The 26,916-nt window shown below is 36.6% G+C and carries 23 protein-coding genes; 9 read left to right on the forward strand and 14 right to left on the reverse strand.

What is annotated here, in order from left to right; all coding sequences use genetic code 11:
• Window positions 1-191 precede the first annotated feature (191 nt).
• From ACU5DF_RS04670 to ACU5DF_RS04680, 3 genes are all read right to left on the reverse strand, one after another.
• A complete protein-coding gene (locus tag ACU5DF_RS04670; RefSeq protein WP_446711975.1) occupies window positions 192-1,127 on the reverse strand; it encodes a sensor domain-containing diguanylate cyclase in 936 nt (311 codons plus the stop codon).
• Window positions 1,128-1,231: 104 nt separating this feature from the next.
• Window positions 1,232-2,968: an ATP-binding protein gene (locus tag ACU5DF_RS04675; RefSeq protein ID WP_446711976.1), complete on the reverse strand. Its 1,737-nt coding sequence runs from the start codon at window positions 2,966-2,968 to the stop codon at window positions 1,232-1,234.
• Window positions 2,969-2,980: 12 nt separating this feature from the next.
• Window positions 2,981-3,517, reverse strand: a complete 537-nt coding sequence (locus ACU5DF_RS04680) for a heme NO-binding domain-containing protein (protein ID WP_045103511.1) — start codon at window positions 3,515-3,517, stop codon at window positions 2,981-2,983.
• Between the two features lie 217 nt (window positions 3,518-3,734).
• Between ACU5DF_RS04680 and ACU5DF_RS04685 the strand changes: the two genes are divergently transcribed.
• From ACU5DF_RS04685 to ACU5DF_RS04705, 5 genes are all read left to right on the forward strand, one after another.
• Entirely contained in the window at window positions 3,735-5,861 is a 2,127-nt protein-coding gene (locus ACU5DF_RS04685) for a tetratricopeptide repeat-containing diguanylate cyclase (protein ID WP_446711977.1), read from the forward strand.
• Window positions 5,862-6,010: 149 nt separating this feature from the next.
• Window positions 6,011-6,469 (forward strand): hypothetical protein, encoded by a 459-nt coding sequence (locus tag ACU5DF_RS04690; protein WP_446711978.1) that lies wholly within the window; start codon window positions 6,011-6,013, stop codon window positions 6,467-6,469.
• A gap of 153 nt (window positions 6,470-6,622) precedes the next feature.
• Entirely contained in the window at window positions 6,623-8,806 is a 2,184-nt protein-coding gene (locus ACU5DF_RS04695; RefSeq protein ID WP_446711979.1) for a TonB-dependent receptor plug domain-containing protein, read from the forward strand.
• A 2-nt stretch (window positions 8,807-8,808) separates the two neighbouring features.
• Window positions 8,809-9,405, forward strand: coding sequence for a YfiR family protein (locus ACU5DF_RS04700; protein WP_446711980.1), 597 nt, complete (start codon window positions 8,809-8,811; stop codon window positions 9,403-9,405).
• The gene (locus tag ACU5DF_RS04705; protein WP_446711981.1) at window positions 9,402-11,387 is read left to right on the forward strand and encodes a diguanylate cyclase domain-containing protein; all 1,986 of its coding nucleotides are present in this window, start codon (window positions 9,402-9,404) and stop codon (window positions 11,385-11,387) included. The genes ACU5DF_RS04700 and ACU5DF_RS04705 overlap by 4 nt, the downstream gene beginning before the upstream one ends.
• Here ACU5DF_RS04705 and ACU5DF_RS04710 read toward each other — a convergent pair.
• Complete coding sequence (locus ACU5DF_RS04710) at window positions 11,384-12,685, reverse strand: CHASE3 domain-containing protein (RefSeq protein ID WP_446711982.1); 1,302 nt, start codon at window positions 12,683-12,685, stop codon at window positions 11,384-11,386. The two genes, ACU5DF_RS04705 and ACU5DF_RS04710, sit on opposite strands and share 4 nt — an antisense overlap.
• Before the next feature lie 108 nt (window positions 12,686-12,793).
• Window positions 12,794-13,687 carry a LysR family transcriptional regulator gene (locus ACU5DF_RS04715; protein ID WP_446711983.1) on the reverse strand — a complete coding sequence of 298 codons (894 nt, stop codon included), beginning with the start codon at window positions 13,685-13,687 and terminating at the stop codon, window positions 12,794-12,796.
• A gap of 164 nt (window positions 13,688-13,851) precedes the next feature.
• On the opposite strand from ACU5DF_RS04715, the gene ACU5DF_RS04720 reads away from it, so the two are divergent.
• Window positions 13,852-14,571, forward strand: a complete 720-nt coding sequence (locus ACU5DF_RS04720; protein ID WP_446711984.1) for an SDR family oxidoreductase — start codon at window positions 13,852-13,854, stop codon at window positions 14,569-14,571.
• Between the two features lie 150 nt (window positions 14,572-14,721).
• Here ACU5DF_RS04720 and ACU5DF_RS04725 read toward each other — a convergent pair whose 3' ends face one another.
• The 5 genes from ACU5DF_RS04725 to ACU5DF_RS04745 all read right to left on the reverse strand — a co-directional run bounded on the left by ACU5DF_RS04725 (window position 14,722) and on the right by ACU5DF_RS04745 (window position 21,273).
• Window positions 14,722-15,135, reverse strand: a complete 414-nt coding sequence (locus ACU5DF_RS04725; RefSeq protein WP_446711985.1) for a VF530 family protein — start codon at window positions 15,133-15,135, stop codon at window positions 14,722-14,724.
• 177 nt (window positions 15,136-15,312) lie between these two features.
• Window positions 15,313-15,861: a DUF2799 domain-containing protein gene (locus ACU5DF_RS04730; protein ID WP_105063624.1), complete on the reverse strand. Its 549-nt coding sequence runs from the start codon at window positions 15,859-15,861 to the stop codon at window positions 15,313-15,315.
• A 215-nt stretch (window positions 15,862-16,076) separates the two neighbouring features.
• Window positions 16,077-19,139 (reverse strand): efflux RND transporter permease subunit, encoded by a 3,063-nt coding sequence (locus ACU5DF_RS04735; protein WP_446711986.1) that lies wholly within the window; start codon window positions 19,137-19,139, stop codon window positions 16,077-16,079.
• A complete protein-coding gene (locus ACU5DF_RS04740) occupies window positions 19,139-20,200 on the reverse strand; it encodes an efflux RND transporter periplasmic adaptor subunit (RefSeq protein WP_446711987.1) in 1,062 nt (353 codons plus the stop codon). Before ACU5DF_RS04740 ends, ACU5DF_RS04735 begins: the two co-directional genes overlap by 1 nt.
• Entirely contained in the window at window positions 20,200-21,273 is a 1,074-nt protein-coding gene (locus ACU5DF_RS04745; RefSeq protein ID WP_446711988.1) for an efflux RND transporter periplasmic adaptor subunit, read from the reverse strand. Before ACU5DF_RS04745 ends, ACU5DF_RS04740 begins: the two co-directional genes overlap by 1 nt.
• 245 nt (window positions 21,274-21,518) lie before the next feature.
• On the opposite strand from ACU5DF_RS04745, the gene ACU5DF_RS04750 reads away from it, so the two are divergent.
• Window positions 21,519-22,259 (forward strand): TetR/AcrR family transcriptional regulator, encoded by a 741-nt coding sequence (locus tag ACU5DF_RS04750; RefSeq protein ID WP_446711989.1) that lies wholly within the window; start codon window positions 21,519-21,521, stop codon window positions 22,257-22,259.
• A gap of 60 nt (window positions 22,260-22,319) precedes the next feature.
• On the opposite strand, the gene ACU5DF_RS04755 is transcribed toward ACU5DF_RS04750, so the two are convergent.
• Window positions 22,320-22,484 (reverse strand): CCGSCS motif protein, encoded by a 165-nt coding sequence (locus ACU5DF_RS04755; RefSeq protein WP_446711990.1) that lies wholly within the window; start codon window positions 22,482-22,484, stop codon window positions 22,320-22,322.
• A gap of 240 nt (window positions 22,485-22,724) precedes the next feature.
• Window positions 22,725-23,120 carry a VOC family protein gene (locus ACU5DF_RS04760; RefSeq protein ID WP_045103497.1) on the reverse strand — a complete coding sequence of 132 codons (396 nt, stop codon included), beginning with the start codon at window positions 23,118-23,120 and terminating at the stop codon, window positions 22,725-22,727.
• Between the two features lie 290 nt (window positions 23,121-23,410).
• Between ACU5DF_RS04760 and ACU5DF_RS04765 the strand changes: the two genes are divergently transcribed.
• A complete protein-coding gene (locus ACU5DF_RS04765) occupies window positions 23,411-24,334 on the forward strand; it encodes a hypothetical protein (protein ID WP_446711991.1) in 924 nt (307 codons plus the stop codon).
• A gap of 54 nt (window positions 24,335-24,388) precedes the next feature.
• Here the strand turns inward: ACU5DF_RS04765 and ACU5DF_RS04770 are convergent, their stop codons facing one another.
• Window positions 24,389-24,679: a putative quinol monooxygenase gene (locus ACU5DF_RS04770; protein WP_045103495.1), complete on the reverse strand. Its 291-nt coding sequence runs from the start codon at window positions 24,677-24,679 to the stop codon at window positions 24,389-24,391.
• A 170-nt stretch (window positions 24,680-24,849) separates the two neighbouring features.
• Complete coding sequence (locus ACU5DF_RS04775) at window positions 24,850-25,158, reverse strand: ribbon-helix-helix domain-containing protein (RefSeq protein ID WP_045103494.1); 309 nt, start codon at window positions 25,156-25,158, stop codon at window positions 24,850-24,852.
• A 355-nt stretch (window positions 25,159-25,513) separates the two neighbouring features.
• On the opposite strand from ACU5DF_RS04775, the gene uhpT reads away from it, so the two are divergent.
• Window positions 25,514-26,908, forward strand: a complete 1,395-nt coding sequence (uhpT, locus tag ACU5DF_RS04780) for a hexose-6-phosphate:phosphate antiporter UhpT (protein WP_446711992.1) — start codon at window positions 25,514-25,516, stop codon at window positions 26,906-26,908.
• The last annotated feature ends 8 nt before the right edge of the window (window positions 26,909-26,916 follow it).

Consider the following 26,916-nt stretch of genomic DNA (forward strand, 5'->3'; position numbering starts at 1 on the left):
TACAAAACGATAGCTTAAAATTATTACAAAAATCAAAAGGTAATATAATACGCCATGCTAAATTAGATATTAAAAATTGAAATTAATATAACATGAAGTATCGATACCATATCCACAACAGTGGGAAGGGCTCAATCAATATAATAACTCTCAAATAATTATTATATTGAGAAATAAAATCAGGAAAGTTATTAGTGTATATTCAATTTAATCGTATTTCTGTTATTACTCTTGGCAGTAAATAATGCTTTATCTGCAAACTGTACTAAATCTTCCAACGTCCAGTGCATTTCAACTCTCTCTTTATATTCAATGCCAATAGTAATGGTAAGTTTCCCCTTTAAAGGCGAACGACTATTTTCTAATAATAATGCTGCAATCCCATTTTGTATTTCATTAGCAATCTGCTTTATTTCTTCTAGTGAAGAATGTGTAATAAACAATAAAAACTCATCACCTCCATATCGAAAGCATTTCCCTTTATTACCAATAATTGTCTTTAAACACTGAGAAACGGCAACTAATGCTTGATCACCATAAACATGACCATAGCAATCATTCAACTGTTTAAAGTAATCAATATCAATCATAAAAAGCGCTACGCTTGCATAATCTTGCTTTGCTATTAATAGTGCATTAGGTAGCTGTAACTCTAAAGCATAACGATTATAAACTTGAGTGAGGTGATCAAGATTCGTAAGTTTTTCTAATTGCTCAGCTTGTTCTTCTAACTTAATTAAATTTAATTTTAATTCAGTGATATTTCGTACTGACCACAACACTTTTTCTTCATCATTAAAAGGGGTTATAAAACTACTAAAATATTGCAATTCATTTGGGCCATCAGTACCTGAAAGCAAATAAACATCACTCGGGTTAATTGAGTACTCTATTGTTTGTGGTATTTTTGTTCTAGATACTTCTTTTATGACATCCATGAATCGATTTGCTAATTTTTCATCAAAAATGTCATAGTTAGTTAACCCAACCATACGTTGTAGATTATGATGAAGCTTGCGATCTTTTCCGCCCCATATTTGAATATACCGACCATTAATATCTAAGAGAAAGGACGGCTCAGGTAAAGAAGAAAGTGTCTGATTTACTAAGTAATAATCACAAATCATATTTTATCCAGTCCAATATCAATTTTACTTATAAAAACCTCAATAACAACAAAATAGCATACTAAAAAATGGAACTCTCTCGATTAGGAAAAGTTATCATACTGTTAATTTAATGATGCAGCTTGAGCGCCCCATACTTTTAACATTAACTCTAATTCTTCTGCTTTATAAGGTTTATTCAACGTATCATCCATTCCGGCATTAATACAGGCCTCCACCTCTATAGAGGTTGTCCCAGCAGTTAAGGCTAAAATCGGTTTACTATACCCTTTCTCTCGCAATCGCTTCGTTGTCTCAAAACCATCAAGAACCGGCATACGACAGTCCATTAAAATAATATCGACGGTGTTTCTTTCTAAATACTTCAAAGCTTGTAGCCCGTTTTCAGCAAAATCAGGACTAACTCCCAACTTTGCCAACATCATTTTTAAGATAACTCGATTCATTTTAATGTCTTCAACAGCAAGTACCGATAATTGCTCAATAGGAAAATCAATATAAGCATTTATTATTTCTTCGCTTTTCTTATACTCCGAGCTCAAAGGTATACAAACTGTAAATTCACAACCTTCCCCTTCTTCACTTTTAACACTTAACCTTCCTTGCATTTCTTTTACTAAAAACTTACAGATAGATAAACCTAGCCCTGTCCCTTCAAACTGCCTCTGGCTTGAATTATCAACTTGTACAAAAGGATCAAACAAGCTCGATTGTTTATCTATAGGGATCCCACACCCAGTATCAGAAACGACAAATTCTAGAGTGCTTTCTTTCCAAGAGGTCGTGAGCGTTATGCTTCCTTTCTCCGTAAACTTAATAGCATTGCCTATTAGGTTCACCAATATCTGCTGAATTCTATCTACATCTCCTTGTAACCGTAAGGGGATCGCATCATCAATATTAATAATAAACTCTAACTTTTTTTCCTCAACTTGAAGAAAGAAGATCTTCTCAATCATATTAAATAATAAACGTGGTTCAAAACTGTCTATTTTTAACTCCAACATTCCAGCACTCATTTTACTGAAATCCAATAAATCGTTAATAATCACTCTAAGCATTTCACCAGATTGATGAATCGTACTAAGCAATATTTGCTGATACTCTGTTATCTTTGTGTCTTCCATCAAGTCAGCTGAACCTAACAATCCATTTAATGGGGTTCTTAATTCATGATTAATCATTGCCACAAAGTCTCGGGTAGCTTGCTCAGATTTCTCTGCTCTCAATTTTTCTTTTAATGCATTTTCTAATAACTGCTGTTGCTTAAATGCGGCGCTGATCATTTCAGCAAATAATTGACATTGCTTTTCAATTGTCTCATGCCATTCCACATTAGGTGCGTAAGAAAAAACAAATTGTAAGATCCCACACTGCCGAGTATTTTGATGGAGATAAACAACAAGTTGAGTGCTATCAGAACTCCATTCCACGTTATTCTGTAGATTTTTAAAGTTGGAAAATACAACCTTATTTTTATCACAAAATATTTGAATATCTTGCTCTTGCGTAGCTACCGTTGAAGATAAATATATTGCCTGTATCGGCTCAATTTTGACTAAATCCTCTAATAATTTAGTCAAAAGCTGTTTACTGGGTTTTTCCTGTAATAAACGCTGACTATAATCCAATAAAATAGAATCAAGATAACTTTTAAACGTTAATAATACAGTGTCATTGTCAGCTTGTTCTTGCACCATCAATAACGTCTTTTCTACTAATTTTTTTGCGGTATAAAGCTCATGACTTTTTTTCTCAAGCAACTCTTCTGCTGCCCTACGTGCTGATTTTTCTCGCTGCACTTTACGGTTTAATAATTCAATCATCTTCTCATTGTCCATTTTATTTCCTCATCAATCCTTTTTAGTCAAAGTAAAGCGAACTTGAGAGCCATCTTGTTGAATTGGTATCATTTGAATATCAATACTCTCATTAAAGTGAGCAGCACAGCCTTGAATTAAGCCAAGACAAACATGAGAAAAACAACGAGCAGATAAATAATCCATGACCATTTCTGACTCTGTATTCGAAATGAATTTGAATTTTGGAGGGCTTGCTTCCGCATAAAGTTTTTTTACTTCAAGGTGGATATAACTTTCAACCTGCTTAATAAAATCAAATGTATCCGAACTTTTTCCTTCTAAACTAGGCATACTGCGATAGAGGGTTTGAAATACTGATTTGCCATAAACCTGCTGCAACTCCTCAATGCTTACCCCTGTTAATTTACTTAATGATACGATGAGCTTCACTAGATCTTTATGGTCATAGGTTCCAACTCTGGTATAAGCGCCTTCATCACCACTGTTATCTAGCATTTTCTGGCATACATCTAGACCAAAAGTATCTTCAACTAGATCTAAAAACTCTGAAAATATAATCCCTTTCATACTCATTCCTTTACTTACTTTCCCTAGACTTAAAGTTTAGGTAGAAAAAGCCAATAAAGACATTTTTACTACAGACTTTTTGCCATCAATTCGATAATAACGGTTATTGGTGAGAAAATACTCACCTTCATTTGCAAATTGCTCATATAGCAATGTGACCGTTTGATATCAGGTAGTTATCCCGCTAAAATAATGAGTCAATATCTGAGGGCGCTATATGAGTGATAACGTTTATTCTCAATTAATGGGAATAATAACTAGAATGCAAAACTATCCGGGTTTGTCTGGATTAGAAAAGGTAAAACAAAAAGTAGAACGCATCTGTCAAGATCATCACTACACTTGCCCTACATCTATTGAATTAATTTTAACCGCTTATACCTATGATCGTCATGATCTGATAGATAATGCGATCGAAGCCTATAAAGCTTGTTTATCATCTTTAACTCACGATGAAATACAATTACGGGTTTATACTAATGGGCTTTTAGCCTCTATCTATATTGATGCCGAGAACTACACCGCGGCCTATGCTCTTTATAAAGAAATATTAGAGAATATTCATTTACTTGATGACAATGTTCGATCTCTTATTTACTGTAATATCAGTGATATGTATTTATGCTTGGAGCGTTATAGCCAAGCAATTGAGTACGCATCTCAAGGGATTCAAGCCTCACAAAATGCCAATAATATACTTAATAAAGCTATCTCATTGCTCAATTTAGGTTATGCCTATGGCCACCTCTCGCAATTTAATGAGGCTATTTATCACATCCATCAAGCAAAAAACATAGCCAAAGAAAAAGGCAACGAACGTATTCTTGCCCTCTCATATGGTTATTTAGCTCAGGTCATGGCAAGACAACCAGACGCTAATAAAGAAAAGGTCATTAATTATTTTGAAAAGGCAGAAGTAATTTATGCCAATATTCATGATAAACATAACAGGCTAGAAAACTGTGTATTCCTTGCTAAATATCTTGAACATATTGATCACGATGATGAAGCATTAAGCTTATGTAAGCAGTTAGAGACTAAAGTAGATGCCGAAAACAATTACGGTTTTTATAGTACCTATGCACAAGTGCTTGCTAAGATATATGAAAAAAAACAACAATGGTCTTTACTTATTGCACATCAGAAACAACATCTACAAAAAGCAGAACGTTGCTTAAATGAATGCAAATTACAACAAAACAAAACCTTAATTCAGAATGTAGATGCGATTCAGGACAACCAGCAACAACAAGTCTTAAGCGATATACAAGAACATATGGACTCTATCACCGAAATTGGTCAATATATCGCAACAACAACCAATTTAGATGCCTCTCTTTGTGATATTTTAACCAAAATTAATACTATTTTACCTACATTTGAATTTGGTATTGCTTTATATGATAAAGAAACACACGACTTAAACTATCGCTATTTTGTTGATGCTAATGGACTCGTTCCTCATTTAACAATCAATTGCCAACAGCATAAAACGGTTGGTACTTATGTCATCAAGCACCGAGCCACGGTTCATCTTAATACAGTTAATAATGATGCTCTTGCTCCCTTTGTTGACAATGAACAACGTAAAGAGAAAGACTTAGTTATACGACAAAACAGTCGAGCAGTTCACTCAATTATTCTGACACCAATTATACTTAAAGATGATGTATTAGGCATGTTATCAGTTCAACATCACGCCGCTAATCAATATCAACAACACCATCGTCAATTAATTGAACACTTAGCCAGCTTTATTGCCGTTTCACTAGAAAATCAAAAGCAAAGACAACGGTTACAAAATGCTAATGATATTTTAGACCTCTTATCAAAAACAGAGCCTTTAACTGGTTTATATAACCGTTATCAGCTTGATAGTATTGCTCCAAAATTAATCGAACGAGCATCTAAAGAACATAAGCATCTCGCTATTCTAATGTTAGATCTTGATGATTATAAGATGTATAACGATGCACACGGCCACCTTCAAGGTGATGAGGCCTTAAAAACGATCAGCCGTTTAATGCAAATTGCGTTTTATCATACTAATGATTATTTATTTCGATATGGTGGCGATGAATTTTTAATTATCGCCTTTGCTCAAAATGATGAAGAAGTTGAAAAAAAGATTGTTCAATTACGTAATGAATTACACTCCTGTAATTTAAGTAGCCCTAAGTCACGCTACTCAGATCGCCTAAGCTTATCGATTGGAGGTGTTAATACTCGATTAGATGAAAACTCTATTATTACTGACTTTAATCAGCTTAATCACATTGCAGACGAACAACTGTATAAAGTAAAAGCTGCAGGACGCAATCACTACTCTTTAGTTAGCTCTTAATATCAACACGGAAACTAGGGTGTCTCAGCACTTTTCACTAAGAGTTTCCGTGATCTTTATTGCATTTTTATTAAAATAGAGACAACTTAAGCTAACTAAATCCTGTATAGTGAGAATTCTATCAATAAAGTTCAGCTAGAGCATACGTTATGAAAATCATACTTCCTTTACTATTATCTATAATTCTACTTGGAGGTTGCCAGATTGATAAAAACATAGAACCAACAGTATGCAATAGCCAACAATACCTACTTTCATTACCTAAAGATATTCCAAGTTATCGAAACTTGATGGCAAAATTCTCACAAGAGGGAGGGGAAAACCCTCTTAACACTGTTGAATTTGTGAGTAAGTGCATTGACAAATCTTCATTTAAAACTCTCGCAGAGCAAAGCGCTAAAGAAATATTACCGCCAAGCCATAAAACTTCAGGCAGAGTGACGCACTTTAAAATTAGAAAAAATGTTGCTTATGTTGAACTTGCGGCACACAAGAATGGATGGCCCGGAGTATCTGCATCATTAAGTGCAATTAACCCGATTATTATCAGAAATTTATTTTTAAATAGTAAAGTAGAAGATGTTGTCGTTGGTAAGATTGGTAACTAGAAAACACCGCGCGATAAAGAAGAAATAAACTACATAGAATCCATGCTATTTATCTAAACTAATTTCCAATAAATATCTTAAATACGAGAACTAGTACAAAATATCAATAATGGTTGTTTACTTTTAAATAAATTATATATTGAGCTAATTGTAATGTCACTTTCTTCTCGCTCTTCATTATTCTGTATTCTAGGTTCCTTGATCTCTCCTTTTGCAATTGCGGACATAGATGAAGGATTGGGGAATTTAGACCGCTTATTTAATATGCCACTTGACTCTTTAACAGAGACTAAAGTTGTTACAGCCACAAAAACATCTCTAAGCTTGTCAGATGTACCTGCTTCGGTTCATGTAATCACCTCTAAAGAGATTGAACGCTCTACTGCTCGCTCTATTGCCGATATCCTCATTCTTGCTCCTGGTCTACACGTCTCCAAATATTCAGATTATGATTGGACTGTTTCTGCACGCAGTAAAAATCAAGGTGAAAACAATACTCTGCTTGTGATGGTTGATGGACGAAGTGCTATTAACCCAATGTATTCGGGCATTAACTGGGACACCTTACCGGTGAGCTTAGATAATATTGACCGTATCGAAGTGGTTCTTGGTCCTGTTGGTACTATGTGGGGAGGAAACGCGGTAAATGGTGTTGTTAACATAATCACTAAAGATGCAGAAAGTGCTCCTAAAGCTCAAGTTAGTGCCTCAGCGGGTAATTATGATTATAAAGAGTTTAAAGCCCATCATAGCGGTCAACTCAATGAATATACCCACTTATCTGGCTACATTGAATCATTACAACATTCACCATTTACTGATGAAGATCCTCATTTTGATGAGCTTCGTCATTTAAAAGTATTAACCGAACGCTTTGGTATGCGTGCTGATTACCAAAACCAACAAAATACCCTCTCATTACAGTTTGGTGGTATCCGCTCGCGTGAAGACTATCAATGGTTGCAGTACACACCTGCTTTTTTAGATACGATATCACATCAAAATGATTATGATTCTTTTTTCACTGAAATGAACTCACAAGAGTTGTTTACTGGTATTCAATATTTACACGATAAATATGATGGCGACCAATGGGAAAGCCAAATATGGATAACTCATAGTGAATCAGACAGTACTAATGAACCAGCTAGTTTTACTCGCTTAGATTTAGATACTCGATACTCTTTTAACACTCAAGATTGGGGTAACTTAACTGTTGGCGCTAATGCTCGCATTATTGACGAAAAATACGCAACATTCACAAAAGAAGAACAGTATTTTTCTCCTTATATCCGCACAATCGAAGAACATGAATTCTTAAATCAAAGTTACGGTTTATATATAAATTGGGCAGTTCATGTTACTGACACCACAGAGATAACATTAGGTAATCGGATCCAATATGCGAATATAACTGAGAAATGGTACTCACAGCCACAAGTTCGCGCCTTACAAAAGCTAACAGAAAATCAACGTTTATGGATGGGATGGGGCCGTGCTGTCATTACCCCTTCTCGCTTAGAACTAGATACACAATTCCAAGAAAACAGTTATTGCAGTAGTTGTATTTATACTGAAGACGCTAACGGTAACCGTGATTACTATGACTATATGATGTCTTATCATTATTTAGGCAACCGCGATCTAAAAATGGAGTCAGTTGATACCTATGAAGTGGGTTACCGTTACTGGCAAGGTAATCAATTTCAACTTAGTTTGAGTTTATTCTACAGCCAACATGATAATGTTAGAGCTTATCAAGGTCTAGATGGCTACAGATACTTCGTACCTGATGGTTCAGAAGGCTCTAATGGCACTATCATTGATGATATATATGCCCAACTTATTGACCCTCTCTCTCAAGATACAATCGGAGGAGAGATCAGTGCTCAATGGAAGCCAATAAATACATTGCAAATTAATGCCAATTACAGCTATAAAACTATTAAAGGGGATTGTACTGGATCAATTTGTGGCTCTAATAAACTGCCAATTTTAGATTTAGAAAATACCCCAAACCATTATGCTACTTTACATATTATGTGGGATATCCACCCAACGGTTTGGGTATCATCTGTTGTTAACTATGTTTCAGCATCAGACCCTGATAAAGCGCTTATTGCAGCCTATAAAGACTATGGTAATGACTACCTTGTATCGCCCGAAATTGTGACCTTAGACATGTCGGTTAATTGGCAACATAAACCAACATGGCCAAATATCAAACTCAGTGCTGAAAACCTAAGCAATAACCAAGTAAAGGAATACTCAAAGCAATTTAATCCTTTTGCTAATGGGACTCAATACTATGCAGAACTAAGCTGGAGCTTCATATAGCTATGCTCAATTCCCATCTTGTTCACCCAGTTATATCGACTCAGACAATTTATGATTCATACCGTAAGTTGATTGAATGCTTTTCGCTCTTTATATTTTTATTAAGCCTCTGCTTTCCTCTAAATGCCAATGAAAACAGTATTCAGGATCATAATTTAAAAGCCGTTTATTTGTTCCGTTTTGTATTATTAACCAACTGGGGTGAATTCAAACCTCAAGATAATAAATACCATTTATGCACTCAAGGATCTCCTAAAGTCACAGAGGCCCTCAATCAACTTGTCATAAAACAGCCAAACCGTGCCAAAGTTATTTCCTTTAAATCAATAGAAAAGATAGCGGTATCCTCATGCCATCTTATTTATACCACAACTCAAAAGCCTAAATTACTCGCTCATCTTAAAACCTTATACCCACATGCACTATTGATCGGTGAAAGTGCGGCATTTATTCATGCGGGTGGAAGCATTGCATTTATTAAAGAGAATAATCGTATTAAACCTCTAATCAGTTTGAATAATTTAGTACCAACAGGGCTTTCTCTACGATCACAATTACTCTCGGTCTCAGCTCTTGCAGACAATAAGGTGGCTCAATGATTGCTCGTTGGTTTAGTGCATTACCGCTACGTAAAAAAGTGATTTACCCTATCTGGGTACTAATAACACTTAGCACCTTAATTTTAGGAGCAAGCATTGCTCACCTCTTTGGTATTACTCACAGCGCTAACTTGCACACGCGAACTTCTATTTTAACTCAAGGTATTGCAAGTAATTTATCAGGAGCCCTTATTTTCAATGATAAAATGACAGGTTTAGATCAAATGGAAGCTCTTTCATTTGACCCCGAAGTGATTGCTGCTTATGTTGAAAATATAGACAACAAATTATTTGCTAAACTAGATAACTTACCTGATAACTGCCAATGGACTAAGCGTACTATTCATTGCAGTGATTCTATTTTCTTTTCGGTTACGCATCCAATTACCTTAGGTAATGAATATTTAGGTGAACTAACGGTATGGACATCAAAAGATAATATGTTCAAACAGCGTAATCAGATCATCACTGTTTTCTTATTAACGACACTCGCGTTATCAATATTAGCGTTATTTTTTGCTCATCGTTTACATAAACTGATCGCAACGCCTTTATTATCTATTTTTAACTCAATGCAAAGCGTAATAAAAAAAGGTGTAACCAACCAACGCTTAGACATAATACATCCAGATGAACTAGGAATGGTGACTCGCTGCTTTAATGATATGCTCGATAACTTAAGTCATCGAGACAGCTTATTATCTCAAGTATTTCAACATTTAGAAGATAAAAATCACTATATAAACCAAGTACTTGATTCTCTTGAACAGGGTTTATTAGTCGTATCTTCAAATCAAGACCTGATTTATTATAATCCTGCAGCAAAACAACTATTACCACATATTAAGCCAAATAAATACGATAAAGCCTTAGGCAAAAGATCCCAAGTGATCGATGAAATATTAATAGACTTTGAACCTAGTAATCGAATGATTGCCTTACAAACACATATAGAACAGCATCAGCGCTTAGAGCCAATCATACTTCGCCATCAGGTAAGTGGGCAGCTATTTAAAGTTTCAGCCTATCCAATTGCGGATGATAGAAATGTATTAATCCATATAGAAGACATCAGTGAACGCTATCTTTCTGAACAACGACAACGTCTGGCTGAGATGATTTTTGACCAAAACCCAAGCTCTGTAATTGTATTAACTAGAGCATTAGAAATCGAGATTAAAAACAATGCATTTATACGCAATTTTGGAGAAATTAGCACTCTTAATGACCTTTATTTGCGTCAAGTGATTGAGTTTAATTTCACTCTATGTAGACAGCTACTTACTCATGGATTTCTTAAAATTCAAACCGATGTTTCCAGTGCTGAGTTATCAAACCAAAAAGAAGATAATGCGGCTTGGTTGCCATGTTTAGTCACTATCAAAACCATTAAAAACAGTGATAATAAAGTAGAATCGTTTATCGTATCAATTAGCGATCAAAGTCAGGAACGAGAGCTTAAACGATTACATTTTGAAGCTAACCATGATGCATTAACAGGTCTAGCCAATAGACAGAATGCATACAAATCACTATTACAAGCACACAAAAAAAATAAATCTATCCACCTTCTTTTTGTAGACCTAGATGGGTTTAAAGCGGTAAATGATAACTATGGACATCAATGTGGGGACGAACTTCTTAAAGTGATTGCTCAGAGATTAACACACAGCGTGTATCAACACGATTTAGTGGCACGATTATCTGGAGATGAGTTTTTACTTGGCGTATTTTTATCAAAAAATGAATCGGCCCAACACAATGATATCTACAAAATATTGCAACGTATTTTAGCCGCGATCAATCAACCAATTATGATTAACGGTAATACCCCAAGTGTCTCAGCCAGCATTGGGGTTTATTATTGGGAAGCTCAGAGTAAAACTTCGCTAGAAAGTGCGTTACAGAAAGCCGACAAAGCTATGTACCAAGCTAAACTTTCAGGAAAGAATCAATATCACTTAAATAAAAAATTCAATTAATCGCCGTCTCTTTTAAGAAGTGAGGGCTTAAATTCACAGCAGGTATTGCCTTGTTCTTTTTTCGCTTCATACATAGCAATATCTGCAAATTTAATCAATTCTTCACCATTCAAACTATCATTTGGATAGCTTGCAACCCCAATACTTAAAGAAATAGGTAATCTTTTCCCTTTTATCAGTATCGGTGAAGAGAATTTTTCGATAATCTTTAACGTTAGTCTATCGATACCAGATTGATGACTTATATCTTGAGCTATAATTAAAAATTCATCACCACCTAATCGAAATATATCATCTCTAGAACGAACGGTTTCTGTCAAAATACGAGCAGTTTGGATCAATACTTCATCACCAACATCGTGGCCTAAAGTATCATTAATATCCTTAAATTTATTTAAGTCTAAAAAATATACTGCAATCTTGGTTTCAACTTTTCCACTGCGATTAATGGCATCTTGTAACTCTGAATACACCATACTGCGATTTTTCAAACCAGTCAGTTCATCGTGATGAGCTTTGTAAGCAAGTACTTCTGTCTTTTCATGTACGATTTCATTCATTTTAAAAAAAGCGGTTAATAAATCACCCATTTCATTTTTCTCAACGACATCCGTGATATCTAACTTCTCTCCTTTTTGCATTTTTTTTGTACTAAGAAGTAAAAGGTTTAATGGATCAAATAAATTACGCTTCATAAAAAAGATTGTTGCAATAGCCAGAAATATCAACAGAGCAATTTGCATTTTGATCAAGGTGATTAGTTGGGTTCGATTTTCTTTAAAGTCACCTTTGCGTGCCTCTAATAAAAGAAGCTCTATATTTATGAATTCATTAAGATCCACTCTTAGATCATCCATATATGCTTTACCTCTATCTTCTTTTACCACTTTAAGTGCTTGAGATAAGTTATCATATTCAACAAGTTCAACAGTTAATGCAAGCTCATCAAATTTTGACTTCATCGCTTCATTAATATGATCTAATGCTGTTTGCTGCTCTCGGTTATCTTTAGTTAGCACTCTTAATTCTTTAAAAATCTGCTGTGCATTCGACATACCAGTATAATAAGGCTCTAAATAGGTAACTTCTTGAGTTAATAAATATCCTCTCTGGCCCGTTTCAGCGTCTTTCATACTGCTTAGTAATCGTTCTGAATTGGTAATCACATCATGAGTATGTATTACCCAGATTAGTTTCTCCTCACCATATGATTCTAATTTAAAAGAGAGGATAGAACTGGCAATTGAAATTGAAAATAATACCAATAAAAATAAAGCTAACTTAACCCGAACGCCCATACAACCCCAAAATATCCATTTAAAATACGTCTTTATTTATGTTAGCTTTTTTTTACTTAACTTCCACTTTTTATCTCTATACAGAGCTAAATATCAACATTTCTTACTTTATTTTTCTCTACAAGCTTGATTTATAAATTCAATGAAGGTTTTTAACCTTTTAGGTTGATATCGATCTCGATGATAAAGGGCTGAAAAATCAACACTAGGAATGGTCCATTTATCAAACACGGGTTCTAACTGTTTCGTCGTAATTTCTTGTTCACAATAAATCTTCGGCACTCGAATAATACCATTACCAGCAATGGCTCCTGCCACCAGTACTCGTCCATTTTTACACTGTAAATTACCTTTTACTGAAATATCAATTTGCTCATTATCTATAATTGATTGAAAGTGCCATTTACGAACCGAACCTGTTAAACAATGATGTAAAGCAAGCTCCTTAGGATGCAGGGGGCGTCCATACTTGGCTAAATAAGAGGGGCTCGCCAAGGTTTCCATTTCAATATCAAGCAGTTTTTTTGCGATAAATCCTGAGTCCTCTAACGCTCCCATACGGAACGCAATATCAAATTCCTCTTCAATTAAATCCACACGATTACTGCTAAAATCTAAACTCACAGAAATCTCTGGGTATTGCTGCATAAAAGCATTTACAATATCAGCAATAAATACCTCTCCTAAGTATCCCCCAACACAGTTTACCTTTATCTCGCCTTGTACCTTTTCTACATCATCAACCGCAGAGAGAAGCGCTTGGTCTATCGTATGAAGGGCTTGTTCACATTGTTGATAGAAATGCTTACCCGCTTCGGTCATTCTTAAAGTACGTGTTGTGCGGATTAATAGTGTTACGCCCATCTGCTTTTCTAAGCTGCTTATTTGACGCGAAACGTGCGAGCGCGAAACATCTAAGGTTTCAGCGGCCTTAGTAAAGTTGCCTAAACGAGCAATAAGCACAAAAGATCGGATATCGGTAAGGTTGATATGATTAATCATAAGTTATACACCATAAAATAAAGATCCCCTATTGTTGCAGTACGGCAACAGAGTTTCAAGTAAATGACTATATATCAACAATAAAGTTCTCAATAATATACCTCCATCGCAACGAAGCAGGGTTCTGGTTCGATTGTTTATTGAATTTATTGAGGAAATAGAAGATGAAAAAATTAGTTGTTATTACAGGTGCAAGTTCTGGTATTGGTGAAGCAATCGCACGTCGTTTAAGCGATGAAGGTCACCCTCTACTTCTTCTTGCTCGTCGTATTGACCGCCTTGAAGCCTTAAACCTTCCAAACTCTTTATCTGTAAAAGTAGACGTTACTGACAAGGCCTCTTTTGATGCTGCAATCGCTCAAGGTGAAGCGAAATTTGGTCCTGTTGATGCGCTAATCAACAATGCTGGCGCCATGCTTCTTGGTCAAATCGACACACAAGATGCACAAGAGTGGAAGACAATGTTTGATGTAAACGTTATTGGCCTTCTAAACGGTATGCAAGCGGTTCTAGCACCTATGATGGAACGCAACACGGGTACTATCATCAACATCAGCTCTATCGCTGGTAAGAAAACATTCCCAAGCCATGCGGCTTACTGTGGTACTAAGTTTGCGGTTCACGCTATCTCTGAAAACGTACGTGAAGAAGTGGCAGCATCAAACGTTCGCGTTACAACGATTGCACCTGGTGCAGTTGAAACTGAGCTTCTTTCTCATACCTCTTCTCAAGAAATCAAAGACGGTTACGGCGAATGGAAAGAAAGCATGGGTGGCGTACTAGCTGCTGATGATATTGCGCGTGCAGTTTCTTTTGCTTACCAACAGCCTCAAAACGTGTGTATCCGTGAGATTGCGCTTGCTCCAACTAAGCAACAGCCGTAGTAGGTACTGACTTACGTAACATCATAGGTGCAATAACGCATAAAATGAACAGCACAAAAAAGCCAAGCTTGGGTTACCTCGCTTGGCTTTTTTATATTAAACGATTAGATAAACGTTCAGTTAGTGACAATTCACTTAACGACGATTCTCTTAACGACGATAGTTACCACCACGGTTTTGAGAACGAGCTTGATGCGCTGACGCTGATTTCGCTTGAGAAAGCAAAATTGATTCAATCGTCAATTCCATTGGCTCACGAGGCTCAAGACCATGAGCGAATGTGCGTGAACGTGGAGGCATTTCATATTCAAGATCAGACGCTTTAGGCATACGTTTGAAACGGTATAAATAGAAGTTTTCAACCTTCTCTCTTGCCCATTGTGTTTTCTTTAAATATTTAACACTACTCGCCATTGACGGGTTTGTGTTGAAACAGTTTAAACGCATCGCGGTATCTAGAATTTCCCATCCGTAATGATCAACCAACTCTTGCAGTAAGATTTCTAACTTAAGACCGTGTAGTGGGTTGTTTTGTTGCAGTTCAATTCTTTCTTCTTCAGTCATAAGGAATTCCTAGGTATTGGTTATTCAAACAAGGTAAATAGGCGGCGGATTATACAGGGTTATCACGCAAAATATAGCTTTTACTCTTGAAATATTCTCACTCATCATGCTCATGATTTTATCATCATAAAGCACTATTCTAAAAAATACCGCTGATTTCAGCGGCATTGACTATACTTAGTAGAACTCAAATGAAAAGCCATATTGAGGCTTCGCTAGCCGAGTTTTTTCAAACATGAGTCCTATCCGCTTCATATCTAAACGCTTACGTTCTTCTTTTAACTGTTTGCGTTTATCTTTTTCTTTTGAATCAAGAGCATCTAACTGCCAATTTATCTGCTGGAGTTCTGATTCTACTTCAGAGATCTCTTTTTCAATTTGATACGTTTTATAACCAAGATTATATTGCTCTACAAATTCTCCATTTGCACAAACGCCATTATAGTGGTTTCCTGCAAGCCCGACACGATAGCCATTATCAGGTAAACAATAGAGCCTTAACCCTGATTTTTGGCCAACAAACCACTCTTTCTGATCGACACTAATTCCTGCTTCTTTGCACTCTTCTACATATGTTTGAAGTAGACTGTAATCAGAGCCATTCTTTCCATCTTGATAGCCAATGGCTTGCCAGTTTGCATTCTGACACTCTTCTGGTGTCATTGTAGTGCAACCTGTAACTAAAGTAGCACTTAGTAGTAGTGCTACTGTTAGGGTTTTATTCATAATATATATCCAAGCGGTTTTATAAAAATCTTAGTTATATTATCAATGGATAGCTTAGGAAGATACCCTTGCTTTAACACCGTCTTCTTAACGAATACCAATTCAAATAAAATAATATTCCTGTCATTGAGGAAAATTAGATATAAAAAAACCAACCACAATAAACTCTAAAGCCATTGTGGTTGGTGAGAAATATTACTCAAGGGCAGTATTTTCTATGTGTGACTTTGTGTTGGGTGCACTTTAAACAAAATCGCAAATATTACAGGTACTACAATCAGTGTCAGAATGGTCGCAAAACCTAAACCCGCCATGATAGTGATCGCCATTGAGCTAAAGAACGCATCAAACAATAATGGGATAAGCCCTAGTATTGTCGTTAACGCCGCCATACTCACTGGGCGCACACGGCTGATCGCACTGTCTACTATCGCTATGTATGGGTCTTTTCCTGATGCTAATTCAAGGTTGATTTGATCAAGCAATACAATGCCATTTTTCAAAATCATACCGCTCAAGCTTAATAAGCCTAAGAACGCGGTAAAGCTAAACGGCATATTAGTACTCAATAAACCAAACGAAACACCAATAATAGAAAGCGGAACTGTAAACCAAATCACTAGCGGCTTTTTAAAGGAGTTAAACAGCAACATTGTAATGATAAACATGAACAAGTAGCCCATCGGCAGCGAACCAAATAAAGACTCTTGTGCATCTTTTGATGATTCATATTCACCACCCCATGTGATCTCATACCCTTCAGGCAATGGCATTTCCATTACTTTCGGTTGAACTCGCGCGAATAAACTTGCAGGAGTGTCGTTACTTAATAAGTCATGATCAGCCATTACCGTAATAGTGCGTTTTCTGTCACGGCGCTGAATAAGAGGCTCACTCCAATCCAAGTTTACACCATCGATCACTTGATCAACTGGAATATAGGTTTGCAGTGACGGGCTCCAGATCTTCACATTTTGTAGTGATTCAAAGTCCACACGCTCTGATTCAGGTAAACGAGTTACAATCGGCAGTGTATGTGTACCGTCACGTAGCATACCTAGCGTTGAACCACCAAATGCCATTTGCAATGTGTTGGATAAATCTTCTTTTGAAATCCCTAAACGACGTGCTTTTGATTCGTTAAATTCAGGTGTTAGCTCTTTTGTTCGTTCACGCCAATCGTGTCGAATATTACGTGCACCAGAGTCGGTTAATAATATATCTTCAACATTCGTTGCTAGCTCACGCAGTATTTGTGGATCAGGCCCCGAGATGCGCACTTCTATTTTAGAAGCTGGCGATGGACCAAATTCCATCATTTTGAATTGGAATGTCGGCTTATCAAACGTTTTATCTAATGAGTTAGTCAGGCTTTCTAACAAGCTGAACATCGATTCACGATCAGTTGAACGGATCTGGAATTGCGCATAGGCTTCGTAGCTTTTTTCTGGCTGATACGTCAGAGCAAAACGCTGCATACCTTGGCCAATAGAGGCTGACACAAACTCAATATTACTTTCTTTATTGATATAGCTTTCGACGGCCTCTGCTTGCAGAATAGTTTCACGAATATCTGTACCTTCTGGCATCCACATATCTACATAAAACATTGGCGTGTTTGATGCGGGAAAGAATTGCTGCTTCACATTACCAAAAGCAATCACCGCAACCACAAGTAGACCAACCAATGACGCTACGGTTAACCAACGAAAGCGCAGAGCAAACTTCAGTGAAGAACCAAACACCGTGAATAAGAATCCTTTATATGCTTCCTCTTCTTCTCCAATATTTTTATCTTCTTCTTTCAGTAATAAATTAGCTAAGAATGGCGTAATTGTAATTGCTGTTACCCAACTTAAAAATAGCGAATAACACAGCACCCAATACAAATCGCCCATGAACTCGCCAGTGGCATCTTCAGACAGACCAATCGGAGCAAATGCCGCAATGGCAATCACGGTTGCACCTAATAAAGGCCACTGCGTTTGTTTTACAATATCTGCTGCTGCTTGAACTTTAGTACCTCCTTTTTTCAAGCCAACTAAAATACCTTCCACCACCACAATAGCGTTATCTACCAACATGCCTAATGCAATGATCAAAGCACCTAGTGAGATACGGTGAAGTTCAATATTGTTGTAACTCATTAAAATGAAGGTGCCAAAAACGGTGAGCAGCAAGACAACACCAATAATGAAGCCGCTTCGCATTCCCATTGCAAATAGTAAAACCACAATAACAATCGCTACAGCTTCCACGAGACTGATAATAAAATCACTAACCGAGGTATCAACTTCTTGCGCTTGATTATAGAAATAACTTAACTCAAGGCCCGCAGGTTTAATTGATTCTAAATAGGTAAGTTCTTCTTGAACACGTTGACCTACTTCAACCACATTAACACCAGATGCGAACGATAAACCGATATTTAGTGCATTTTTACCATTAAATCGAATAATATTATTTGGCTTTTCTTGCAGCTCACGAGTAATGGTCGCCACATCTTTTAAACGAATAAGATTACCAGTATCACGACCATGAATGATCAAATCTCCCAGAGATTCTACTGTCGTTAATGTTCCGCTAGGTCGAATGGTTAAGCTCTCACCATTCACCATCACTTCACCCGCTTTCACCACGTTATTCTGCTGGTTAAGTAAACCTGCGATCACATTCATATCTAAATTTAGAGCAGAGAGACGATCAAGTGATATTTCTACAAATAACATTTCTTGCTGATCACCAGCGATAGATACTTTACCAACACCTTCTATCAACTCTAACTCACGAGTTAAGGTATCTGCGTAACGCTTCAGCTCAACATAGTCATAATCGTCTCCTGTAAGCATCATCATTACACCAAATACATCACCAAAGTCATCCATAATCTGTAACGATTGGACACCTTGAGGCAACGTTGGTTTGAGATCATTAATCTTACGACGCATCTCATCCCAAATCTGTGGTAATTCATCTGGACCATAGTCCATCTTCATACTTACCATCATTTGAGACATACCGTTTGATGAAGTCGACGTTATTTTATCGATATACGGCAGCTTACGGATCGCTTTCTCTAACGGGTAGGTTAACTCTTCTTCTACTTCTTTTGAGGTTGCTCCCGGATAAGTAGATATGATCATGGCATCTTTAATAGTAAAAGCAGGATCTTCTAAACGACCTAAATCCAAAAATGAAGTGATGCCACCAACGGTTAAAATGACGATAAACAGCCAACTCATGACTTTGTTTTTTATTGAATATTCAGCAATGTTCATTATTTTTTGCTCTCCATAAGCACCACAGTTTTCCCATCACGTAACTTACGTAAATTTGAATTAGCAAGCACATCACCTTGAGTAATGCCCGAAGAAATAATTGCGCCCTCTCCATTTATTTGGCTAATTGCTACTGGTACTTTTGTTACCTGATTATCACGTATCGTCCAGACATAAAAATGCCCTTCTTTTTGCCCTGCTTGCAACGCTGTGACTGGTATTTGGTAGCCATCAATCGATGTGATCCCTGCCTTCACCATATCCACATTCACAGTGGCGCTAGTCCCTGGTAATATCTCATTGCTTAGCTGCGGCATAACTAGGTACATTTGATAAGTTTGGCTTTGTTCATTAGGTTCACTAGAATGTTCTAGATACTCCATTGAATATTCACCAGACAAGCCGACAAAAGTGGTGATTGGTTGATAAGCATCACGGTTATTTTCTGGATTTATCATGGCTAATACGTTGTCAGATAAATCGATTCGAACATACACTTTGTCATTTTGATATAAATTCAATATTGGCTCACCTGCTGCAGTACGCTCAAACACTTCTTTATTCACATCAAGTACTTTACCGTTAAATGGGGCAACAAGGCGCGTATAAGAAAGTTGGTTCTTAGCCGATTGATAAGATGCAAAAGTCAGCTCTTTATTAGCAAGCAATTCATCTAACTCTGATTGTGATACCATTTCGCGAGCATTTAACTCTTTACCACGTTGGTATTGTTTTAAGGCTAATGAATATTGTGCTTTTGCATCATTCACTGCTTGTTTGGCTTTATTATCATCTAATTTAGCCAGTAATTGGCCTTGTTTAACCTTATCACCCGCTCGAATCAATACTTCCCTAATTTCACCCGTAACTCGAAACGCCATTGGTACTTGCTCTGCTGGTATCACTTGTCCTTTAAATGAACGAAAAGCTTGTGTAACAGGAGCATCAATAACAAATGAAGAAATATACAGTGGAGATACTTTCGCAACCACTTCTTCTTTTTGGCAACCAAATAAAGCAAACATACTCAGCAATAACACTGAAAATAATGAACGACTCATTAAATACCTTCCTCACGTTGCCACGCTTTTACAGTTTGGCCTTCAACTAAACTCTCTACACCAGCAACAACAATGTAATCATTGGCATGTAGCCCCGATATCACATAACCTTTGTTATTAAGCGGTAAAGTCACTTTATTCACTGTATTTGTTTCATTATTAAGCAACCACACTTGCCCTTGTTTATCGGTTTTATTGACCCAAGCAGTTTGCGGTAATGCCATATATTCAGAAACATCCTGCTTTGGAATGAAGACTTGACCAGTCATGCCTGTGAGTAAATTCCGACCTTTTGGACGAGCTATAGTCACTATCGCTTCGTAACTATTGGTATCTAAATTCGGTTGCGTTGAGATCTCTTTAAATTGCCCTTTTATTTTATTGTTAGGCTCACTATCCATAGTGATCCACATTATGCTATTGGATAAAGAAGGAATAGAAATTGAATCCACATAGCTAATAGGCAGCGTCACAGACACATCTAAAGTAGAGTTATCAATCAGATTAATAATGTCTTGTTTTTCACCGACGATTTGATAAGGCTTTACATAGGTATAAGAAATCATTCCTGAAAATGGCGCATGAATCTCGGTATAACTCAGATCGGTTTTAGCTTGCTCATAGTTCGCTAATGCCGCCTTATATTGAGTCTCACGTTGATCGTACTCATTCGTACTAATCAATCTTTTCTTATATAAGCTTTCTGCACGGTTCCACTGTGTGTTTGCCAACGAAAACTTAGCCTTAGCTGCATCAACTGCAATTTGAAAATCTTGTGGATCCAATACTGCTAATAACTGACCTTTTTCAACTTCTTGTCCCATTCGAACTTTCATTTCAATCACTTCACCACCAACCTGAAATGATAAACTCGCTCGATATGTAGCATCAATCCTTGCTAAAAACGCATCAGAATCAGCATGTTCAAGATCTTTTACTGATAACAGTTTCACAGGCTTAACTGTCATATCTGCGGTTTCAGATATTGCTTTATTGCACCCTGTTAACATACCCGACAAGCCTAATATCACTACAGCTCCTAGGAATGTGCGCTTTATATTTAGTTTTCGCACAAGCATCTCCAATTCATAAATTTATTTATTACACACTTGTGCAGTATAGTTTCAATTTGAAAGAGATCAATATATTTTACACCTGTGCAGTAAAATAAGTGAAAAGCGTATTTTTAAGTTCGCGTTAGGCGCTGAACTTGGTATGCTTAGGCCATCAATACGCATTAAGCTGTTCAGAAATCAAAGGGATTAGCAATACTTAATCGTATATATTGGTAATTAAGAGCACAAACTAAGGGTGAATAATGACAGAGAAAAAGCAGGGAAAAAGAAGTACCGAAGCTGCTGAACAAACAAAATGTCAAATCTTAATGGTTGCGGCAACTATGTTTGGCGAGCTAGGTTACGAGCGTGTATCACTGCGTAATATCAGTGAAAAAGCGGGCGTTTCTCACAGTCTTATTCGTCATCACTTTGGTAGTAAAGATATGATTTGGAAGGAAATTAGTGATGCGTGCGATGCTCACATGCAAAACTACCTTCATGCTATTATTGCTTCTCTTCCCGAAGATAAAACACCAAGCTATCGCATCTATTTGTTTATCGTAAAATTGTCTGCATTTACATTAATTAATCCGCAGCCTATCCAAATGATAGCTGATGCAATTCGTCAAGATGACAATGCATTATTGGAATATTTTTTAAAAACAAAATGTGAATTTGAAGCTATCTTTGAAGGGCTATTTGAAGAGTACAATCAAGCAAACCCAGAGGTTAAGCTCGATATTTGGGAAACAAAATGGCAAATGCTGATCTTTGCTCATGGTGCATCAAGTCTAACACCAATGATGGCAGAAACTTGGCCACTATTTGCAGGAGATCATGAGAAGCTGTTACTACAACACTGGAATCTATTTAACCAGATCATGGCTGCTAAGTTTTCAATTGAAAAAGAAGAAACGCTAAACCCTAAGTATCTAAAAGACTTACTGATTGATGTAAAATGCCCTTTAGAGAATAAAAATATTCTAAATTCAGATAAGTAAAACAGAAACCCTTCTCGTAATCTTTTCTAATTGATATTACATGAAGGGTTTATTTTTATATTATGAGCATGAACCACAACAAACACCTGGTTCTCCGTGTTTTTTCTCTGCCTTTGCTTTACTATCAACAAGCTTCTGTTCATCTGACATTGGTTGCTGTACTAACTTCTCACCTGTTGATTCAGTCTCTTTTTTCTTAAAAATTTTGGTAAATGAAAGTGCCATGGGTATTCCTCAATTTAAGTAATTTATAACATGTATTTTTTATGCATGTTATAGCAGAGATCGTAAAGAGTCAATTATTACAATTGATGATATTCAGGATTTAATCGAGGTTAATTTACATTCAAGCGCTGAAATAGAGTACCGCTGTTCTTAATCAAGCAAAAATAAGGCACCTTATATTGAGTACTTTATTATTAAGTACTCATTTATGAATGCCAATTCTCCATTAAATTTACCTGACTAAATATATCGACCTCTGCGCTGAATAAATTCAATTTTATACCCATCAGGGTCGGTAATAAAAAAGAAAATCGCTAATGAAATATTATTGTGATTCAATGACTTAATATCTGATACATCAATTCCATGCTGAATCAAATTTTGATGCGTTTTTTCTATGCATTCAACACTTACCGCAAGATGTCCATACATATTACCATGAACATATGGTTCAGTTTGATTATGATTATAGGTCAATTCAAGTTCAAAACCAGTTTCAGAATTTGCAAGATAAGCAAGTGTAAAGTCATTAAACTGATACTGTTCAACCACTTCAATTTCTAGTGCTTTACGGTAGAAGTCAATTGAGTTCTGTAGATTAGTCACCCTTATCATACTGTGAATTAATTTAGCCATATATACTCCTTTATTATAATAAAAGGAGAATACCCTGAGAAATAAAACTAATGGTAGTACCTGAGTATGACAATAGTATTTGATAAAATACTTGCGGTATTGATTGCCTTTTTCGCCAAAAGAAATACTACATACCCTAGTTTCAAAGCATATAACAATTAATCCCACCAGAAGAATAGGAAATTACAGCATATATTCTTTTAAAAAATGGAACCATTGTAGAACTATCAACTACCGTCATATTTTGAACTCTGCTACTATTTTATAAAAACCAATTAGGGAAGATGAATATGAAATTACCATGGCAACTAGATGAAGCAACGGTCTGTTATGAAATGAACGGATGTACCTCAGACAAAAGAATGGGGATAGCGGTTCGAGGTTCACTACCAATTAGAAACTTACATAAACCGGCTTATGATGTGTCAGTAAAAGATATGTTTATGTCTGGTGTTATTGAATCTGTAATTGCAGAACTTAATCACATTGAAACTAAACAAGATAAGTATCTTTATGTCACAAATAGATATCAAAGCATTAAAATTTGGATCAATCGCAGTAGTAAGGAACTGAATAGTATTACAGCCTACCCTCTAGCTAATGCCGCAATAAATAATGTGGGTCATCTAGTAATGATAGGGGCAACCGCTGGTTTCGCAAATACGACTGTTCCAGTATTAAAGAATGCATTGAACGGGTCTATCGGTAGCAATAACGCTGAACTGTTTGGTAAAGCTGCAAATACTCTCTTAGAAAAAGGGGCAAGCCAATTCTCCCCACTTGCTAAAAATAAATCCGCAGCAACCAGTAGTGATGCTACAGGCTTTAGTTTAGTTAAAGGACTTACCACAGATGCTATTGCGTTGGGAAGCCACATAAAAGCGGCAACACAAAAGTCAGACTGTGATATTAGTTTTGTCAATGTACCAGTTCAAACCGCTATTTTTAGAGATAAAACCAAACGTAAAAATCAAGTCCGCTCATTATTACAACGTGTAAAGCAGCTTATTAGCCCTGATAAATTAATTATTCGAGTTGGTTCAGATTTTAATCGGCATCATGCTGGTTGCGTAATCGATTTAGGTGTAAGAGCTATTTCAATGCATGAACTTATTGATTTTCTCGTTGTTTATACTGAAAAAAATAAACTAATTAACTGTTTTCATGATCGTTCCAATGAACCTCAACTCTTGGGAAAAGTGAACGTTATTTAAATCGGTTTAATTTATGTATTAAATTAAGGCGCTCTATGTGAACGCCTTTGTCCTTTAAACTTCTATACTTTGATAGAAAGTAATACTAGGTTCTTCTTCAATCACCCCATTCAAGTTTTCAAGTAAGCTAATAAAATGCGCTTCTTTACAATGTTCATCAAAGGCTGCTTGGTCTGAAAATTGCTCTTGAAATAAAAATTTTCGATTATCCGCTTGATCTTGGAACAAGCAATAGCGAATACAACCAGTTTCATTTCGTGTTGGTATAAGCATTGCACTAAGTAATTGATGCAATTTTTCTTCTTGTCCTACTTTTGCATAAAATTGTGCTGTTAAATTGATCATTTTCTATTCTCTAAGAGTGTATCCATCAGGACAATTATAGAAAGAAAACTACCAACAAAATTGATACCAATCGGAGCTGATATCAACCGTAGTATTTCCTTCATGGGAGCTAAGGAGAATACCCTAAGAAAGAAACTAAATGGTAGTACCTGAGTACAACAATACACATTTTACAAAACACTCTGATTTCGTTGTTGCGCCGCCATATCCAATACATATTGTGGGTTACGAGAATAAAGTAAACAAGCACACCTAAGCAAAGAGGCGAAATTGGCTATTTCACCATTATGCTCTAAAGCTTCCTTATGTATTGTGGAAATAAAACGAGGAACGGTCAGATCTTGATAACGAGCAATCTCTTCAAGGATCAGCCAAAAACTTACTTCAAGCTTTACACTGGTTACATGTCCATCAAGTCGAATCGAACGAGTAACAAGCTGATAATTTTCTGTTGATTGTTGAGAAAAGATTGCGCACATAGAAGGTATATTGATAAATGGATAGTTAATGCATTTTGTCTGTGAATGTATTGAGAATCAATCTCAAAGTAAAAAACTTATACCTTTAGTCCAATATTTAACCTTATTATGAATAAATCAGCCAATTAACCTACTTCAATGACGTTAACAATGACTTTTTCCTATACAACTATTTACAATGTGACTCTTTTCACGCTTTCAATACACTTATCTTATATCTAGGAATTTTTCCTAGTCATTCTAAGACCCTCTCTCATGTGCCTTTTTCTTTAGAACTCTATTATTTCAATATAACAAGAGAGCATTATTGGTTAACCCCTCATGCATCCCCTCATACATTATAAGAGAGTTCACAATGTTAAAGTTCTTAGAGCAGGTTAGAAAACCGACGCTAGATCTTCCGGTAGAAGTCAGAAGAAAGATGTGGTTTAAACCTTTCCTACAATCTTACTTAGTCGTGTTTATTGGTTATCTAACCATGTATTTAATTCGTAAGAACTTCAATGTCGCACAAAACGACATGATTTCAACTTACGGTTTATCGATGACAGAACTTGGCTTAATTGGTCTTGGATTTTCAATCACTTACGGTATTGGTAAAACCGTTGTGTCCTATTATGCCGATGGTAAAAACACCAAACAATTCTTGCCTTTCATGCTTATTCTTTCTGGTTTAGCGATGCTAGGTTTCAGCTTCAGCATGGGCGGTGGCAGTGCCAGTTTATTCATGATGGTTGCCTTTTACGCTCTGAGCGGTTTCTTCCAAAGTACGGGTGGCCCATCAAGTTATTCCACCATCACTAAATGGACGCCACGTAATAAACGCGGTTCATATTTAGGCCTGTGGAACATGTCCCATAATGTCGGTGGTGCTGGTGCTGCTGGTGTCGCTCTATTTGGTGCTAACTACTTTTTTAATGGCAGCGTTGTTGGTATGTTCGTTTTTCCTTCTATTATCGCGATCATCGTTGGTTTTATTGGGATGCGCTTTGGTAATGATTCTCCAGAAGCTTACGGTTTAGGTACGGTAGAAGAGCTTTTTGACGAAGAAATCAGTGAAGAAGATACCATCGCTGAAGAAAACCACATGACGAAAAAAGAGATCTTTGTTGAGTACGTACTTAAAAACAAAGTGATCTGGTTACTCTGCTTCGCTAACATTTTCTTATACATTGTTCGTATCGGTATCGATCAATGGTCAACCGTGTACGCATACCAAGAACTTGGCCTATCAAAAGAAACCGCTATCACAGGCTTCACTTTGTTTGAAGTTGGAGCACTTGTTGGTACGCTAATGTGGGGCTATTTATCCGATCTCGCTAATGGCCGCCGTGCTTTGGTGGCTTGTGTCTCTCTTGGTCTTATCATTGTATCGCTTGAGTTCTATCAAAATGCGACGAGCGAATTCATGTACCTTGGTTCACTCTTTATTCTTGGTTTCTTAGTGTTTGGTCCTCAATTATTGATTGGTGTTGCTGCTGTTGGTTTTGTTCCTAAAAAAGCGATCAGTGTTGCTGATGGTGTTAAAGGCACCTTCGCTTACTTAATTGGTGACAGCTTTGCAAAACTAGGCCTTGGTATGATTGCCGATGGCACGCCTATCTTCGGCTTAACTGGCTGGGAAGGTACTTTCGCCGCATTAGATACCTCCGCCGCGATTTGTATTGTCTTACTTCTTTTCGTTGCTATCGCTGAAGAGAAAAAGATCCGTCACGCTAAAAAACTGCACTTAGCTGCACAACAAGCGTAATCAATTTT

The sequence above is a fragment of the Aliivibrio wodanis genome, from assembly GCF_052920805.1.

Excerpts from the sequence above, each read along its gene's own strand:
- ACU5DF_RS04670 (WP_446711975.1), bottom strand. The coding sequence starts at position 1,127 with ATGATTTGTGATTATTACTTAGTAAATCAGACACTTTCTTCTTTACCT.
- ACU5DF_RS04675 (WP_446711976.1), bottom strand. The coding sequence starts at position 2,968 with ATGGACAATGAGAAGATGATTGAATTATTAAACCGTAAAGTGCAGCGA.
- ACU5DF_RS04680 (WP_045103511.1), bottom strand. The coding sequence starts at position 3,517 with ATGAAAGGGATTATATTTTCAGAGTTTTTAGATCTAGTTGAAGATACT.
- ACU5DF_RS04685 (WP_446711977.1), top strand. The coding sequence starts at position 3,735 with ATGAGTGATAACGTTTATTCTCAATTAATGGGAATAATAACTAGAATG.
- ACU5DF_RS04690 (WP_446711978.1), top strand. The coding sequence starts at position 6,011 with ATGAAAATCATACTTCCTTTACTATTATCTATAATTCTACTTGGAGGT.
- ACU5DF_RS04695 (WP_446711979.1), top strand. The coding sequence starts at position 6,623 with ATGTCACTTTCTTCTCGCTCTTCATTATTCTGTATTCTAGGTTCCTTG.
- ACU5DF_RS04700 (WP_446711980.1), top strand. The coding sequence starts at position 8,809 with ATGCTCAATTCCCATCTTGTTCACCCAGTTATATCGACTCAGACAATT.
- ACU5DF_RS04705 (WP_446711981.1), top strand. The coding sequence starts at position 9,402 with ATGATTGCTCGTTGGTTTAGTGCATTACCGCTACGTAAAAAAGTGATT.
- ACU5DF_RS04710 (WP_446711982.1), bottom strand. The coding sequence starts at position 12,685 with ATGGGCGTTCGGGTTAAGTTAGCTTTATTTTTATTGGTATTATTTTCA.
- ACU5DF_RS04715 (WP_446711983.1), bottom strand. The coding sequence starts at position 13,687 with ATGATTAATCATATCAACCTTACCGATATCCGATCTTTTGTGCTTATT.
- ACU5DF_RS04720 (WP_446711984.1), top strand. The coding sequence starts at position 13,852 with ATGAAAAAATTAGTTGTTATTACAGGTGCAAGTTCTGGTATTGGTGAA.
- ACU5DF_RS04725 (WP_446711985.1), bottom strand. The coding sequence starts at position 15,135 with ATGACTGAAGAAGAAAGAATTGAACTGCAACAAAACAACCCACTACAC.
- ACU5DF_RS04730 (WP_105063624.1), bottom strand. The coding sequence starts at position 15,861 with ATGAATAAAACCCTAACAGTAGCACTACTACTAAGTGCTACTTTAGTT.
- ACU5DF_RS04735 (WP_446711986.1), bottom strand. The coding sequence starts at position 19,139 with ATGAACATTGCTGAATATTCAATAAAAAACAAAGTCATGAGTTGGCTG.
- ACU5DF_RS04740 (WP_446711987.1), bottom strand. The coding sequence starts at position 20,200 with ATGAGTCGTTCATTATTTTCAGTGTTATTGCTGAGTATGTTTGCTTTA.
- ACU5DF_RS04750 (WP_446711989.1), top strand. The coding sequence starts at position 21,519 with ATGACAGAGAAAAAGCAGGGAAAAAGAAGTACCGAAGCTGCTGAACAA.
- ACU5DF_RS04755 (WP_446711990.1), bottom strand. The coding sequence starts at position 22,484 with ATGGCACTTTCATTTACCAAAATTTTTAAGAAAAAAGAGACTGAATCA.
- ACU5DF_RS04760 (WP_045103497.1), bottom strand. The coding sequence starts at position 23,120 with ATGGCTAAATTAATTCACAGTATGATAAGGGTGACTAATCTACAGAAC.
- ACU5DF_RS04765 (WP_446711991.1), top strand. The coding sequence starts at position 23,411 with ATGAAATTACCATGGCAACTAGATGAAGCAACGGTCTGTTATGAAATG.
- ACU5DF_RS04770 (WP_045103495.1), bottom strand. The coding sequence starts at position 24,679 with ATGATCAATTTAACAGCACAATTTTATGCAAAAGTAGGACAAGAAGAA.
- ACU5DF_RS04775 (WP_045103494.1), bottom strand. The coding sequence starts at position 25,158 with ATGTGCGCAATCTTTTCTCAACAATCAACAGAAAATTATCAGCTTGTT.
- uhpT (WP_446711992.1), top strand. The coding sequence starts at position 25,514 with ATGTTAAAGTTCTTAGAGCAGGTTAGAAAACCGACGCTAGATCTTCCG.